We start from the raw sequence: 14,124 nt of genomic DNA on the forward strand, positions 1-14,124 counted from the left end.
TGCGCTCATGACTGAGTCTCTGGCGAACCTCGAAACCACCCCGCACACCGCGCGTGAGGCAGACCCCTTCCCGGTGAAGGGGATGGACGCGGTCGTCTTCGCCGTCGGCAATGCCAAGCAGGCCGCGCACTACTACTCGACGGCCTTCGGCATGAAGCTCGTGGCCTACTCCGGACCGGAGACCGGCAGCCGCGAGACCGCCAGCTACGTCCTGACCAACGGCTCCGCGCGCTTCGTGCTGACCTCGGTCATCAAGGCGACGACCGACCACGGCCGCTTCCTCGCCGAGCACGTCGCCGAGCACGGCGACGGCGTGATCGACCTCGCCATCGAGGTCCCGGACGCCCGCGCGGCGTACGCGTACGCCGTCGAGCAGGGCGCCCGCGGTCTGGACGAGCCGTACGAGCTCAAGGACGAGCACGGCACGGTCGTACTGGCCGCCATCGCGACCTACGGCCAGACCCGACACACGCTGGTCGAGCGCGGCGACTACACCGGCCCGTACCTGCCGGGCTACGTGGCCGCCGAGCCGATGGTCGCCGCCCCGGCCAAGCGCACCTTCCAGGCCATCGACCACTGCGTCGGCAACGTCGAGCTCGGCCGGATGAACGAGTGGGTCGCGTTCTACAACAAGGTCATGGGCTTCACGAACATGAAGGAGTTCGTCGGCGACGACATCGCGACCGAGTACTCGGCGCTGATGTCCAAGGTGGTCGCGGACGGCACCAAGAAGGTCAAGTTCCCGATCAACGAGCCGGCGATCGCGAAGAAGAAGTCGCAGATCGACGAGTACCTGGAGTTCTACGGCGGCCCCGGCGTCCAGCACATCGCGCTGGCCTCGAACGACATCGTCTCGACGGTCCGCACGATGCGTGCGGCGGGCGTGCAGTTCCTGTCGGTCCCGGACTCGTACTACGACACCCTCGGCGAGTGGGTCGGCGACACCCGGGTGCCGATCGACGAGCTGCGCGAGCTGAAGATCCTGGCGGACCGCGACGAGGACGGCTACCTGCTGCAGATCTTCACCAAGCCGGTGCAGGACCGCCCGACCGTCTTCTTCGAGATCATCGAGCGGCACGGCTCGATGGGCTTCGGCAAGGGCAACTTCAAGGCCCTGTTCGAGGCGATCGAGCGCGAGCAGGACAAGCGCGGCAACCTCTAGCCTCCGGCTCGGCCCGAGGGGGGCCCGGCGCCGCACCCGTTCCCGGGTGCGGCGCCGTCGTGCTTTCGGGGGCTCCGCCCCCGGAGCCCGGACCCGGGAGTCAGCGCCCCGACGGCGTCGGCGTGGGCTTGGCCGCCTTCGGGAGTTCCGGTTCCACCCAGGGGGCCGTCGGGCGGATGTTCTCCGGACCGCCCGGCGGCGGGTTGGCGATCGCCGCAAGGGCCTGCTTCGCCAGCGGGCCGCGCAGCGGCGAGAAGTACGGGTTCGTGCGCATGGCCTCCTCCAGGTGCCGGCGGGCCGCCGCCTCGTCGCCGAGGCCGCGCTCGATCATCGCCCGGTGGAAGGAGAAGTCCGCGTTCCGCAGCCCCGGCTCCGTCGCCTTCTTCGCGTACTCCAGCGCCGCCGCGTCCTCGCCGGCCTGGTGCAGCGCCCAGCCCAGCGCGTCCGCGACCTGCACGCTCTTGTGCCGCTCCCACTCCTGCGACAGCCGTCGCACCGCCGCCGTCGCATCGCCGTGGTCCGCCTCGTACAGGCCGAGGACCACCTCGTCGTCGGCCCCGTTCCTGGTGTCCCGGGCCGCCATCGTGGCCAGCGCCTCGTACTGGGTGCGCGCCTCCTGCCCGCGGCCCAGCGAGTCCAGCAGTTCGCCCAGTTCCCGCGCCAGCTGCGGCACCGGGGTCCGGCCCAGCGCCATCCGGTAGTCCCGGACCGCCTCCCCACCGCGCCCCAGCGCGGCCAGCGCGCGGGCCCGGCCGCCCAGAGCCTCCGCCTGCGCCGGATCCGTGCGCAGCGCGCCCTCGTACTGCCGCAGCGCCTCCGCCGGGTCACCCCGCTCCCAGGACAGTTCCCCGAGCCGGAACAGCGCGTACGCCTTCTCCGCCGGGGCCTTCGCCGCGCCCGCCGCGTGCTCCATCGCCACCACCGCGTCCTCGCGCCAGCCGCGGTCCCGGTACACCTGCGAGGCCCTGACGTACGCGACCAGGCCCGGCCGCATCTCCATCAGCAGCTCCATCGCCTTCTGCGCGCCCTTGTAGTCGCCGAGCCCCGTGTACGCGTCCACCAGTACCGGGTACGCCGTCCACCGCTTGGGCGCCTGCGCCCGTACGAGCTCGCCCCACTTGCGGGCCGTACCGAAGTCCCGCCGGGCGTTGGCCAGCGCGCCCATGCCCGTCATCGCGTCGAAGTTGCCCTTCTCGGCGGGGCGGGCCTCCAGCGACCGTTTCAGGGCCTTCTCCGCCTTCGGGTACCAGCCCGAATCGGCCGTGCGCCGCGCCTGTTCGAGGTAGGCGGAACCGAGGACGGCCCACGAGGCCTCGTCCTCCGGATGCGCCGCGAGCCACTTCTCCCGGTCCGCCACCAGCGCCTTCAGGTCCACCACCGCCGCGGGCGCGCCCATCCCGACCGCCGACGCGGCCCGCTCGCTCGGCTGGGGCGGGCGGGCGTCGTCACCGGTCCGGGCGGGCCGGATCAGCAGGGCCCCGGCGATCAGGACCACGGCGACCCCGGCCGCCACGAGGGTCTTGCGGCCGGTGAAGGTCACGGGCGGCGCCGGCGTCTGTGATTCCTCGTCGATACGGTCCATGGGGTCACTGTGCGTCAATATGAAGAGTTCGCCGAGGTGTCCGATGCGGTGCGCGGGCGTGTTCACACCGATGGCCCCGGATGCCACGCTGGACCCATGGATGACGATCTCTTCGCACGTCTGCGGGCAAGCCTGCTGGAAGGGCTCCCCGCCGAGGCCCTGCTCACCGATCCCCAGGTGACCACCTCCTACGCCACCGACATGGCCAGCTTCTGCGCCGCCGGCACCCCGGCCGTCGTCGTCCTGCCCCGGACCGTGGAACAGGTCCAGCACGTCCTGCGCACCGCCACCGCCCTACGGATCCCCGTGGTCCCGCAGGGCGCCCGGACGGGCCTGTCGGGCGGCGCCAACGCCTCCGACGGCTGCATCGTGCTCTCGCTCGTCAAGATGGACCGGATCCTGGAGATCAGCGGCGTCGACCGGATCGCCGTGGTCGAGCCGGGCGTGGTCAACGCGGTGCTCTCGCGGGCCGTCGCCCAACAGGGCCTGTACTACCCGCCCGACCCCTCCAGCTGGGAGCAGTGCACCATCGGCGGCAACATCGGCACCGCCTCGGGCGGCCTGTGCTGCGTCAAGTACGGGGTCACCGCCGAGTACGTCCTCGGCCTCGACGTGGTCCTGGCCGACGGGCGGCTGCTGCGCACGGGCCGGCGTACCGCCAAGGGAGTGGCCGGCTACGACCTCACCCGGCTCTTCGTGGGCTCCGAGGGCAGCCTGGGCGTCGTGGTCCAGGCCGTCCTCGCCCTGCGCCCTGCGCCGCCCCGGCAGCTGGCGCTGGCCGCCGAGTTCCCCTCCGTGGCCGCCGCCTGCGAGGCCGTGTGCGCGGTCATGGAGGCGGGCCTGACCCCCTCGCTGCTGGAGCTGATGGACCGTACGACCGTCCGCGCCGTCAACGCGCTCGGGAAGATGGGGCTGCCTGAGGCCACCGAAGCCCTGCTGCTGGCCGCCTTCGACACCCCGCACGCCCCCGAGGACCTCGCGGCCGTCGGGGCGCTGTGCACGGCCGCCGGGGCCACCGCCGTCGTGCCCGCTGAGGACGAGGCGGAGTCCGAACTGCTGCTCCAGGCGCGCCGGATGTCCTTCCCGGCCCTGGAGGCGCTGCGGCCGGCGACGATGATCGACGACGTGTGCGTACCGCGCTCGCGGCTCGGCGAGATGCTGGACGGGACGGCCGCCATCGCCCGCGCCCACCACCTGCTCATCGGGGTCTGCGCGCACGCCGGGGACGGCAACACCCACCCGATCGTCTGCTTCGACCCCGCGGACGAGGACGAGACGCGGCGGGCCCGCGAGTCCTTCGGCGAGATCATGGCGCTCGGTCTCTCCCTGGGCGGGACCATCACCGGCGAGCACGGGGTGGGTGTGCTGAAGAAGGAGTGGCTGGCCCGCGAACTCGGCCCGGTCGCGATGGAGATGCAGCGGGCCGTCAAGCAGGCCTTCGACCCCCTGGGGCTGCTCAACCCGGGCAAGCTCTTCTGACGTCCCGCGCCGGGCGCCGCCCGGCGTGAGGCCGCCCGTCATCACAGGTCCCCGTCCGCCGATTCGTCCGACGGCCACGGGTCGCGCAGCCACAGGTCGTCGGCCGGGGTCGGGGTGAGCAGCTCGGCCAGCGCGGCGTCCATGCCGAGCCGTTCGGACTCGGTGCCGGGCGGGACCACGCGCAGGGTGCGCTCGAGCCAGGCCGACACGGAGTTCGAGGGGGCCTCCAGCAGGGCGTCGCCGTCGGGGGAGGTGAGCGCCATGCAGAGCACGGCCTTGCTGTCGACCTTCGTGGGCCAGATCCGGACGTCGCCGTGGCCGCAGGGGCGGAACACGCCCTCGACGAGCAGCTCGCGGGCGAAGGTCCAGTTGACGGGGGTGTGGGAGCCGGTGTGGAAGGTGATGTGCACGGCGTACGGGTCGTCCGTGAGGTAGAGGAGCCGGGCGGGGACGGGGATGCTGCGCTCGGGGGACAGGACCAGCTTCAATTCCAGCTCGCGCTCGATGACGGGGTGGTGCATGACGGCCTCACTTCGGTTCGGTGTGCGGGGCCGGACGGCGCCCCACACCCGGAGAGAGCGCCGGTGCGCCCGGGTATGACGCGACTTCCGGCGGCGAACCGGAGATTGGCTTATTTCTGTCGGTTGACCGAAAAGCGTCGGGCAGGGTGTCGTTCGCTCGTTTGCTTGGATTCTCCCGTTACCGGACCTGTCGGGGGGAGGTTCTTGGCTATGGTCCTCCCTTGCACAAGCCTCAAGCCACGATCGGAGTTGGGGACATGACGGCCTCCCCTGGTGACGGCGAGCACGCGGCCCGCGAGGGCTACTACCCGGATCCGTCCATCCCGGGGTACATCCGCTACTGGAACGGTGCGGCCTGGGTTCCGGGTACGAGCCGCCCTGCCCCGCAGCAGGCTCCCGCCGCGCAGGCCGCGCCCGCCCCGCGCGCGGACGAGACCGGGCCGGTGTTCCTGGACCGGACCTCCATGACCGAGGTGCTGCCGGAGCCCGCCCCCGCCCCCGCCCCCGCCGCCGTCGCCGGGGCGGTCGCCGAGCCCGCGGTGTGGCAGGCCGACCCCGTGCACCAGGCCGGCTTCGGCGGACCCCGCGACCACCGGGTGTCGTGGGGCAGCGCGCCCGATCCGGAACCCGAACCGGAACCGGTGGCGGAGCCCTCCCCGCGGTCGGCGGGCATCTCCCTGGCCCGTACGGCGGGGGCCGCGGCCGCCGCCCCCGCCGCGGCCCCCGCGAGACGCCCCGAGCAGGCCTCCGCGGGGATCCTGTCCGTGCGCTCCCCGGCCGCCCAGAACCCGGCCCCGGCCCCGGCGTGGCCCGACGCCCCCGGAGCGGGCGGGGTCGGGCTCACCTCCTCCTGGCCCGAGGCCGTCGCCGCGCCCGTACCTGCCCCCGCGCCCGCCCCCGTACCGGTAGCCGCGCCCGCGCCCTCCCGGCCCCGTCCGGCGGCGTCGGCGCCCGCGTCCGCCCCCGGGGCCCCGGCCACCGACCGGCCCGAGGTGTGGGCGCCGCGCCCCGCCGGGGTGCGCCCGAGGATCGCCGCCGAGCCGAGGCCCCGTACGCCCGAGCCGCGGGCGGCGGAGGAGGCCCGCCCGGGCGACTCCGGTTCCCGCCCCGCGGGCGCCCGTACGCCCCGGGAGGTGTTCGAGCGCATGGCCGAACGGGCCGTGCGCCCTGCCGGACTGGTCCGCCGGGCCGTGGCCCGCGCCCTGGACTCGCTCGTCCTCGCCGTCTTCGCGGCCGCGGTCGCCGGCCCCCTCCTGCCCGGAGCCAGCGCCCATGTGGAGGCCAAGGTGGAGGCCGCCCGGGCGAGCGGCCGCACCACCACCGTCTGGCTCCTCGACGCGGCCATCGCCGGCCGGCTGGGCCTGGTCCTCGGCGCGGTCCTCCTCTTCGGGATCCTGTACGAGGCGCTGCCCACCGCCCGTTGGGGCCGCACCCCGGGCAAGAAGCTGCTGGGCGTGCGGGTCCTGGCCACCGCCACCCTGCGCCCGCCCACCTTCGGCGCCGCCCTGCGCCGCTGGCTGGTGTACGCCCTCCTCGGCCTGCCGGGCAGCCTCTGGTGCCTCGTGGACCGCCCGCGCCGCCAGGCCTGGCACGACAAGGCCGCCGGGACGTACGTGGCCCGCTGAGCGAGGTACGCCGCCCCCGCGGCCGCGCCTCCCCCCGAATGGACGCGGTCCCGTTGCGGTGCCGCCGAAGCCGGGTTCGACTCGGGCCATGAGTACCGACCAGCCGCCGCCGGGCCAGCCGCCCGAGGACGACCCGTTCCTCAAGAAGCCCCAGGAACCGACGCCTCCGTCGGGCGGTTCGCCGTACGGCTCGCCGCCCCCCGGAAGCGGTGGTGCGCCGCCGCCACCACCCGGAGGCCCGGGTGGTGGCGGGGGATACCCGCCACCACCGCCCCCGTACGGCGGCGGGGACCCGTACGGCGGGAGCGGCGGCTACGGCATGCCCGATCCGCTCGCCGGGATGCCCCCGCTCGCGGACTTCGGCAAGCGGCTCCTCGCGCGCATCATCGACGTCCTGATCATCGCCATCCCGCTGGCCCTCATCCAGCTGGCCTTCGGCACGAACCGCTACCGGTTCGACACGGACCAGGGCGAGGACATCAGCGAGGTCGTCACCAAGTCCTACAGCGGCAGCGGCCTGGTGATGACCCTGATCTCGATCGTCGCGTACGTCGGCTACGACTGGTGGTTCACCAAGAAGAACGGCCAGACGGTCGGCAAGAAGGCCATGGGCCTGCGCGTCGCGATGCTCAACGACGGCAGCGTGCCGAACTCCAACGCCTCCCTGACCCGGGCCGCCGTGCTCTGGCTGCCGACGCTGATCTGCTGCGCCTGCCTGTGGCCGATCGCGCTGGTCGTCTCGATCCTGGTCGACAAGCCGTACAAGCAGGGCCTGCACGACAAGGTGGCCAAGACGGTCGTGGTCCGGGCCACCAGTTAGGTCCCGGGTACCACGCAGCGCAACGCGGGCGGTCTCCCTCCGGGGAGGCCGCCCGCGCCGCGTTCGGCGTCAACCATCAGTGGTGTACGGGGTGTTCGGCCGGGGCCGTCCGGGGTTCGGGCACCCGGGCTGCGCCGCTCGCGCCCTCCCGGCCCGCGGGGGCGCCGGCGCCCCCGCGGGCGCCCGTACGGGCCGCGTGGCGCCCGCGGCGCCGCGGGTGGGGCACGGTGAGGGCGACGAGCAGGCCCAGGGCGAGCGCGGCGGCGGAGATGACCGCGACGCCGAGCCCGGTGCTCGTCTGGGAGAGCAGCAGCATGGCGATCGTCGACACGACGACCGTGGCGGACCCGTATGCGAGCTGTGCGGCAGTCGGTCGCGGCATGGCGATATCCGTCCTCGGGAGGGGAGGGGGAGCCGGCTCGACCAGTTCGCGCGTCGAGTGGCTCTACGACGGGATGCCCGAGCCGGACCGCCGGTAAGCGTGACCTAACACACGGTGCCGGAGCACAGGGGGCGCACAGGATCATTTTCCGGGCGACGGCAGGGGGGAGAAAGGGGGACGGGACGGACCGCCGGAGGGGTCGGGAAGGGCTGTTCGCCCCGTATGGCTGTGGAACGTCCGGATAGCGGAACTCCCTGACCGCATAGTGCAGTTGTAAGGGTCAAGTCAAGGTCTGTCTTTTCTTGCTTCCCTCCGGTCAAATGTCGTCACTTGAGACGCGCGCCGCGCGGAACCCCCCGCTCCTATGGAGAAGTTCCGACCAACGTTGCGGCCGCGGGAGGGGAACGACATCAAGTGACCAGCAATTCCGCCAGACGGCGTGCGATACGCGCTGCCGCTGTCACCGTGACCATGGCTGCTTGTGCGACAAGCGCCACCTTCTTCACCGTTACCGCGGCTCAGGCCGGGGGCAAGGTCCAGGCCGCGCCCGTGGCTGACGGGCAGGATCCGACCGCGCCCGGCAAGGTCGTCGAGCACGACCTCAAGGGCCCGTTCAGCGAGCAGCAGGCCCAGCAGCGCAAGGCCGCTCTGGACCAGGTGCTCCAGGGCAAGAAGGGCGTCGAGCAGCGCGGCGCCTCCAAGGTCGTCAAGCTGGACGACAAGAAGTACGTCGAGCTCGGCCGCGAGAAGACCGACAAGATCTTCACGATCCTCGTCGAGTTCGGCGACCAGGTCGACAGCACGACCATGCACGACCCGGACGGTCCCGGCCCCAAGCCGGCCGTTCCGAAGTACGGCGGTACCCCCGGTCCGCTGCACAACACGATCGCCCAGCCGGACCGTGCGAAGGACAACAGCACCGCCTGGCGCAAGGACTTCAGCCGTCAGTACTTCCAGGACCTGTACTTCGCCACGGGTCAGGGCAAGGACTCGCTGAAGACCTACTACGAGAAGACCTCCTCGGGCCGCTACTCGGTCGAGGGCGAGGTCGCCGACTGGGTCAAGGTCCCGTACAACGAGGCCCGTTACGGCTCCAACTTCTGTGGTCAGAGCAACTGCTCCAACGTGTGGGACACCGTCAAGGACGGCGTCACCGCTTGGTCGGAGGCCCAGAAGAAGGCCGGCAAGACCGACGCGCAGATCAAGGCGCAGCTGGCCCAGTACGACCAGTGGGACCGCTACGACTTCGACGGCGACGGCAACTTCAACGAGCCCGACGGCTACATCGACCACTTCCAGGTCGTTCACGCGGGCGAGGACGAGTCGGCCGGCGGCGGCGTGCAGGGTTCCGACGCACTGTGGGCGCACCGCTGGTACGCCTATGGCACCGCGGCGGGCAAGACCGGCCCGGACAACAACAAGGCCGGCGGCACCCAGATCGGCGCCACCGGCCTCTGGGTCGGCGACTACACGATGCAGCCCGAGAACGGCGGCCTCGGCGTCTTCGCGCACGAGTACGGCCACGACCTCGGCCTGCCCGACCTGTACGACACCTCCGGTGGCGGCGACAACAGCGTCGGCTTCTGGTCCCTGATGTCGGCCGGTTCCTGGCTCGGCAAGGGCAAGGACTCCATCGGCGACCTCCCGGGCGACATGACCGCCTGGGACAAGCTCCAGCTGGGCTGGCTGAACTACGACACGGCCAAGGCCGCGACGAAGTCCACCCACAAGCTGGGTGTGTCGGCGTTCAACACCAAGGACAAGCAGGCGCTGGTCGTCGAGCTGCCCAAGAAGAAGGTCCAGACGGACATCGTCGCTCCGGCCGAGGGCTCCGCCCAGTGGTGGAGCAACATGGGTGACGACCTCAAGAACACCCTCACCCGCTCCGTCGACCTGACGGGCAAGAAGTCCGCCGCCCTGTCCCTCAAGGGCTGGTGGGACATCGAGGCCGACTACGACTACCTCTACACCGAGGTGTCCACGGACGGCGGCGCCACCTGGACCGCGCTGGCCGGCACCGCCGACGGCACGGCCATCCCGGCCGACGCCTCCGGCAGCCCGTCGCTCACCGGTGTCTCGGGTGCCTGGAAGAACCTGGCCTTCCCGCTCGACGCCTACGCGGGCAAGAAGGTCGACCTCCGCTTCCGCTACCAGACGGACGGCGGCGCGGGCGGCAAGGGCTTCGCGGCCGACGCCGTCACCCTCACCGCGGACGGCTCCGCACTGTTCACCGACGGCGCCGAGAACGGCGACAACGGCTGGACCGGCAAGGGCTTCTCGCGCATCGGCAGCGGCTTCACCAAGGAGTACGCCCAGTACTACCTGGCCGAGAACCGCCGTTACGTGTCGTACGACTCCACCCTCAAGGTGGGCCCGTACAACTTCGGCTTCGGCAACACCAAGCCGGACTGGGTCGAGCACTACCCGTACCAGGACGGTCTGCTCATCTGGCAGTGGGACACCAGCCAGAAGGACAACAACACCAGCGTCCACCCGGGCCAGGGTCTGATCCTCCCGATCGACGCCAACGCCAAGCCCATGAAGTGGGCGGACGGCACCCTGCTGCGCAACAAGATCCAGCCGTACGACGCCACCTTCAGCGCGTACTCCACGGATGCCTTCACGCTGCACAAGAACGGCGAAGAGCTGTTCCTGAAGCCGAAGCCCGCCAACATGGTCTTCGACGACCACAAGGGCAAGTACTACTACGACGAGAACCCGACCGGATCGGTGAAGGTCACTGACACCAACACCAAGATCAAGATCCTGAAGGAGACCTACGACGGTGAAGTCATGACCGTCGAGGTCGGTCCCGCCGCGAAGTAATTCGGTAAAACCGCAGGTCAAAGCATGATCGGCCGTCGCCCTCTAGCGGGCGGCGGCCGATCGCGTTTAGATGCCCGGTACGAGTTTCTTATTGACGGGGGAGATGACAGCCATGCCAGGCGGAGGTTTTGTCAGATTGCCGGGCGGCAGTGTGGTGGTGGCGCTCATGCTGCCGAGGCCGTCCGGAGAAGGCGGAAATGTCCGCGTGCTGGTGCACGCCGCGAACCGGGCCCGCGCCCTGACCAGGCTGCGGAACCTCGGGATGCGGGCGGTGTACCTGCGGGGCAACGCGCACCCGCCGACGCCGGACGAGATCACGGCCGTCCTGCACCACCCGGACGGGCTGCTGTGGCGCGGCGCACCGGACCGGGCGCAGGAGCTCTGGCACCCCATCCGGGCCCTGCTGGGTACCTAGGGCGCGTCCTGGGCGGTCCGGGCCGCCTGGCCGCCGACGAGGGTCACACCGGCCGCACGGAGCTCGTCCAGGGCCCGTGCGGTCGTGTGCGGGGCCACGGCGGCGGTCAGGTCCAGCAGGACCCGCGCGGCGAAGCCGGCGCGGGCGGCGTCGAGGGCGGTGGCCCGCACGCAGTGGTCGGTGGCGATGCCGACCACGTCCACCTCGGTGACCTGCCGGTCCCGCAGCCACTGGCCGAGCGCGGTGCCGTTCTCGTCGGCGCCCTCGAAACCGCTGTACGCGGCCTCGTACGCGCCCTTGTCGAAGACGGCGGCGACGGCTCCCGAGGCGACGGCGGGGGCGAAGTTCGGGTGGAAGCCCACACCCTCGGTCCCGGCGACGCAGTGGACGGGCCAGGAGGTCTCGTAGTCCGGCTCGGCCGGGGGGTGCGCGAAGTGCGACCCGGGGTCGACGTGGTGGTCGCGGGTGGCGACGACGTGCCGGTACGCGGGCGTGGCCTGGCCGATGTACTCGGTGACGGCGGCGGCGACGTCCGCTCCGCCGGTGACCGCGAGGCTGCCGCCCTCGCAGAAGTCGTTCTGTACGTCGACGACGATCAGTGCGCGGTGCATTTCGCGTGCCCTTCGGCTCGATGGTGTGCTGCGGCGGTGCTGCGGCGGTTCTACGGCGGGTTCTGCGGGGGGCTCTTCCCCCACCCCGCCCCTTCCCGAAACCGGGGCCCTGCCCCGGACCCCGTACGGCGCTCCGCACTGGCGCCTCGATCGCCGGTGGGACTGATCTCAGCCCCGCCGGGCGGGCCCGCAGGGCTAGACGTACTCCGTCGGGAGCACGGCCTCGCCGCGGGAGAGCTGCGTCGCGGACAGCGGCAGGCCCGCGAGGACGGCGCGGTGGCGGTCCCGGGCGGCCTCCAGCGGCTCGCGGGCGACCACCTCGCCGGCCTTGACCAGCTGGGTCAGGAGCTGGTCGTCGGCCAGGGCCGCCGGCACGGGACCCACGCCGATGACCTCCGCCTCCGCGACCCCCTCCGCGTCCCGCCGCCGCGCGGCCCACTTGCGGCCGCCGATCGAGGTCTTGCCGCCCGTGGACTTCTTCGCCACCGGCGCCGGCGCCGCCTTGGGGTCCGCCGAGGTGGCCCGCGCCACCAGCTTGTAGACCATCGAGCACGTCGGGTGCCCGCTGCCCGTCACCAGCTGGGTGCCCACCCCGTACGCGTCCACCGGGGCCGCCGCCAGCGAGGCGATGGCGTACTCGTCGAGGTCCGAGGTGACCACGATCTTCGTCGAGGTCGCGCCCAGCTCGTCGAGCTGCTGCCGCACCCGGTGGGCCACCAGCAGCAGGTCGCCGGAGTCGATGCGGACCGCACCCAGCTCCGGTCCTGCGATCTCCACCGCGGTGCGGACCGCCTCCGCCACGTCGTACGTGTCCACCAGCAGGGTGGTGCCCCGGCCCAGCGAGGCCACCTGCGCGGTGAAGGCGTCCCGCTCGCTGTCGTGGACCAGGGTGAAGGCGTGGGCGCTCGTGCCGACGGTCGGGATCCCGTAGCGGAATCCGGCCGCCAGGTCCGAGGTCGAGGTGAAGCCGCCCACGTACGCGGCCCGCGACGCGGCGACGGCCGCCAGCTCGTGGGTGCGCCGCGCGCCCATCTCGATCAGCGGGCGGTCGCCCGCCGCCGAGGACATCCGGGAGGCGGCCGCGGCGATCGCCGAGTCGTGGTTGAGGATCGACAGGATCACGGTCTCCAGCAGCACGCACTCGGCGAAGCTGCCCTCCACCCGCAGGACGGGGGAACCGGGGAAGTAGACCTCCCCCTCCGGGTAGCCCCAGATGTCGCCGGAGAAGCGGTACGAGGCCAGCCAGTCGAGGGTCCGCATGTCGACGACGGCCCGCTCGCGCAGGAACTCCAGCACGGCGCCGTCGAAGCGGAAGTTCTCCACCGCGTCGAGCACCCGCCCGGTTCCGGCGACCACCCCGTAGCGGCGCCCCTCGGGCAGCCGCCGGGTGAACACCTCGAAGACCGAACGTCGGTCGGCGGTGCCGTTGGCCAGGGCGGCCTGCAACATCGTGAGCTCGTAATGGTCCGTGAAGAGCGCTGTCGACGGCACGTCCACCGGCAGGCCCAGGTCCGCAGGGTTCATGGCTGGGATGCTAGCGCACATTTCGTCAAAGTGACGAGATGTGCGTGCCGATGAGGAAGCGGGCCCGTCCCGGGGCGCGGGAGCGGTTGGTTGCGGGGGTCGTCCGGCCCCTGTTTGGGCAGTGGCGCAGTCGAGGTGGCAGCATGGGACGAGTGAGTGTTGCTCCTGTTGAGATCGAACGCACCGAATCCGCCGAAGAGACCTTTGCGGTCCCCGAACCCGACGTCCCCTGGGTGACCCTGGTGCACAACGACCCGGTCAACCTCATGAGCTACGTGGCGTACGTGTTCCAGGCGTACTTCGGCTATTCCAAGGACGTGGCGCACAAGCTGATGATGGACGTCCATCACAAGGGGCGGGCGGTCGTGTCCAGCGGCACCCGCGAGGAAATGGAGCGCGACGTGCAGGCCATGCACGGCTACGGCCTGTGGGCGACCCTCTCCCAGGACCGCAACTGATGGGCGGCACCTTCGAGTCCATGAAGGGCGGCGGCGCCGCCATCGCGCTCGACGAGATCGAGATCTCCATCCTGCGCTCCCTGGCCGTCCAGTTGCTGGAGTTGATCGGCCCCGGCGAGCCGGAGCCCGCCGAGGACGCCGACCCGCTCGCCGCGCTGTTCGCCGAGGGCCCCTCCGAGCCCCCGTCCGACCCGGCGCTGGCCCGGCTCTTCCCCGACGCCTACGGGGCCCCGGACGGAGCCGGCGACAAGGGGGTGGACCCCGAGGAGCTCACGGCCCGCTCGGCGGAGTTCCGCCGCTTCACCGAGAACGACCTGCGCGCCCGCAAGCGCGAGGACGCGCTGGCCGTCGTACGCACCCTGGACGGCCTCGCCCCGGCCGGCGACGCGGCGGCGGTGCTGGAGCTGTCCGGTGAGCTGCCGCTGCGCTGGCTCGGCGCGCTCAACGATCTGCGGCTGACCATCGCGGCCCGCCTCGACATCACCGAGGACGACGAGAGCGCGATGCTGTTCCGGCTGCCGGACGAGGATCCGCGCAAGCCGATGGTGATGGCGTACCTCTGGCTCGGCGGTCTCCAGGAGACCTTGATCGAAACCCTCTGAGAACCCTCAAGAGGGAACAGTGTTCGCTCAGCGGACGCTCAAATCCGGATAACGATCAGATCACCGCCATGCGGTGATCTGATCCATTTCTGCGTCTTTAGGGTGAATTTTTGATGC

Annotated in this window: 13 protein-coding genes; 8 read left to right on the plus strand and 5 right to left on the minus strand. The window is 71.8% G+C overall.

What is annotated here, in order from left to right; all coding sequences use genetic code 11:
* Positions 1–7 precede the first annotated feature (7 nt).
* Positions 8–1,162, plus strand: coding sequence for a 4-hydroxyphenylpyruvate dioxygenase (gene hppD, locus ACIQZO_RS11240; protein ID WP_403623531.1), 1,155 nt, complete (start codon positions 8–10; stop codon positions 1,160–1,162).
* Between the two features lie 100 nt (positions 1,163–1,262).
* Here hppD and ACIQZO_RS11245 read toward each other — a convergent pair whose 3' ends face one another.
* Positions 1,263–2,744 (minus strand): tetratricopeptide repeat protein, encoded by a 1,482-nt coding sequence (locus ACIQZO_RS11245; protein WP_403623534.1) that lies wholly within the window; start codon positions 2,742–2,744, stop codon positions 1,263–1,265.
* Positions 2,745–2,840: 96 nt separating this feature from the next.
* Between ACIQZO_RS11245 and ACIQZO_RS11250 the strand changes: the two genes are divergently transcribed.
* Complete coding sequence (locus ACIQZO_RS11250) at positions 2,841–4,223, plus strand: FAD-binding oxidoreductase (RefSeq protein WP_403623537.1); 1,383 nt, start codon at positions 2,841–2,843, stop codon at positions 4,221–4,223.
* A gap of 41 nt (positions 4,224–4,264) precedes the next feature.
* On the opposite strand, the gene ACIQZO_RS11255 is transcribed toward ACIQZO_RS11250, so the two are convergent.
* Positions 4,265–4,744 carry an SsgA family sporulation/cell division regulator gene (locus ACIQZO_RS11255; protein ID WP_403623540.1) on the minus strand — a complete coding sequence of 160 codons (480 nt, stop codon included), beginning with the start codon at positions 4,742–4,744 and terminating at the stop codon, positions 4,265–4,267.
* A gap of 257 nt (positions 4,745–5,001) precedes the next feature.
* Here ACIQZO_RS11255 and ACIQZO_RS11260 point away from each other — a divergent pair, with 257 nt between their 5' ends.
* Complete coding sequence (locus ACIQZO_RS11260; protein ID WP_403623542.1) at positions 5,002–6,369, plus strand: RDD family protein; 1,368 nt, start codon at positions 5,002–5,004, stop codon at positions 6,367–6,369.
* 88 nt (positions 6,370–6,457) lie between these two features.
* Positions 6,458–7,189 (plus strand): RDD family protein, encoded by a 732-nt coding sequence (locus tag ACIQZO_RS11265; RefSeq protein WP_403623545.1) that lies wholly within the window; start codon positions 6,458–6,460, stop codon positions 7,187–7,189.
* A 76-nt stretch (positions 7,190–7,265) separates the two neighbouring features.
* On the opposite strand, the gene ACIQZO_RS11270 is transcribed toward ACIQZO_RS11265, so the two are convergent.
* Entirely contained in the window at positions 7,266–7,571 is a 306-nt protein-coding gene (locus ACIQZO_RS11270; protein WP_403623548.1) for a hypothetical protein, read from the minus strand.
* A gap of 471 nt (positions 7,572–8,042) precedes the next feature.
* On the opposite strand from ACIQZO_RS11270, the gene ACIQZO_RS11275 reads away from it, so the two are divergent.
* Entirely contained in the window at positions 8,043–10,397 is a 2,355-nt protein-coding gene (locus ACIQZO_RS11275; protein WP_403623551.1) for an immune inhibitor A domain-containing protein, read from the plus strand.
* 112 nt (positions 10,398–10,509) lie between these two features.
* On the plus strand, positions 10,510–10,812 hold the full coding sequence (locus ACIQZO_RS11280) for a hypothetical protein (protein ID WP_052874225.1): 303 nt from the start codon (positions 10,510–10,512) through the stop codon (positions 10,810–10,812).
* Here the strand turns inward: ACIQZO_RS11280 and ACIQZO_RS11285 are convergent.
* Together ACIQZO_RS11285 and ACIQZO_RS11290 are read right to left on the minus strand one after the other, a co-directional pair.
* Positions 10,809–11,423, minus strand: a complete 615-nt coding sequence (locus ACIQZO_RS11285; protein ID WP_403623554.1) for an isochorismatase family protein — start codon at positions 11,421–11,423, stop codon at positions 10,809–10,811. The two genes, ACIQZO_RS11280 and ACIQZO_RS11285, sit on opposite strands and share 4 nt — an antisense overlap.
* Before the next feature lie 195 nt (positions 11,424–11,618).
* Complete coding sequence (locus ACIQZO_RS11290; RefSeq protein ID WP_403623557.1) at positions 11,619–12,947, minus strand: nicotinate phosphoribosyltransferase; 1,329 nt, start codon at positions 12,945–12,947, stop codon at positions 11,619–11,621.
* Between the two features lie 143 nt (positions 12,948–13,090).
* Here ACIQZO_RS11290 and clpS point away from each other — a divergent pair, with 143 nt between their 5' ends.
* Positions 13,091–13,405 (plus strand): ATP-dependent Clp protease adapter ClpS, encoded by a 315-nt coding sequence (gene clpS, locus ACIQZO_RS11295; RefSeq protein ID WP_266357143.1) that lies wholly within the window; start codon positions 13,091–13,093, stop codon positions 13,403–13,405.
* Entirely contained in the window at positions 13,405–14,007 is a 603-nt protein-coding gene (locus ACIQZO_RS11300) for a DUF2017 domain-containing protein (protein ID WP_403623561.1), read from the plus strand. Before clpS ends, ACIQZO_RS11300 begins: the two co-directional genes overlap by 1 nt.
* Positions 14,008–14,124 lie beyond the last annotated feature (117 nt).

It is taken from the genome of Streptomyces sp. NPDC097617, from assembly GCF_044761485.1.
Lineage (GTDB): Bacteria > Actinomycetota > Actinomycetes > Streptomycetales > Streptomycetaceae > Streptomyces.

Excerpts from the sequence above, each read along its gene's own strand:
- hppD (WP_403623531.1), top strand. The coding sequence starts at position 8 with ATGACTGAGTCTCTGGCGAACCTCGAAACCACCCCGCACACCGCGCGT.
- ACIQZO_RS11245 (WP_403623534.1), bottom strand. The coding sequence starts at position 2,744 with ATGGACCGTATCGACGAGGAATCACAGACGCCGGCGCCGCCCGTGACC.
- ACIQZO_RS11250 (WP_403623537.1), top strand. The coding sequence starts at position 2,841 with ATGGATGACGATCTCTTCGCACGTCTGCGGGCAAGCCTGCTGGAAGGG.
- ACIQZO_RS11255 (WP_403623540.1), bottom strand. The coding sequence starts at position 4,744 with ATGCACCACCCCGTCATCGAGCGCGAGCTGGAATTGAAGCTGGTCCTG.
- ACIQZO_RS11260 (WP_403623542.1), top strand. The coding sequence starts at position 5,002 with ATGACGGCCTCCCCTGGTGACGGCGAGCACGCGGCCCGCGAGGGCTAC.
- ACIQZO_RS11265 (WP_403623545.1), top strand. The coding sequence starts at position 6,458 with ATGAGTACCGACCAGCCGCCGCCGGGCCAGCCGCCCGAGGACGACCCG.
- ACIQZO_RS11270 (WP_403623548.1), bottom strand. The coding sequence starts at position 7,571 with ATGCCGCGACCGACTGCCGCACAGCTCGCATACGGGTCCGCCACGGTC.
- ACIQZO_RS11275 (WP_403623551.1), top strand. The coding sequence starts at position 8,043 with ATGGCTGCTTGTGCGACAAGCGCCACCTTCTTCACCGTTACCGCGGCT.
- ACIQZO_RS11280 (WP_052874225.1), top strand. The coding sequence starts at position 10,510 with ATGCCAGGCGGAGGTTTTGTCAGATTGCCGGGCGGCAGTGTGGTGGTG.
- ACIQZO_RS11285 (WP_403623554.1), bottom strand. The coding sequence starts at position 11,423 with ATGCACCGCGCACTGATCGTCGTCGACGTACAGAACGACTTCTGCGAG.
- ACIQZO_RS11290 (WP_403623557.1), bottom strand. The coding sequence starts at position 12,947 with ATGAACCCTGCGGACCTGGGCCTGCCGGTGGACGTGCCGTCGACAGCG.
- clpS (WP_266357143.1), top strand. The coding sequence starts at position 13,091 with ATGGGACGAGTGAGTGTTGCTCCTGTTGAGATCGAACGCACCGAATCC.
- ACIQZO_RS11300 (WP_403623561.1), top strand. The coding sequence starts at position 13,405 with ATGGGCGGCACCTTCGAGTCCATGAAGGGCGGCGGCGCCGCCATCGCG.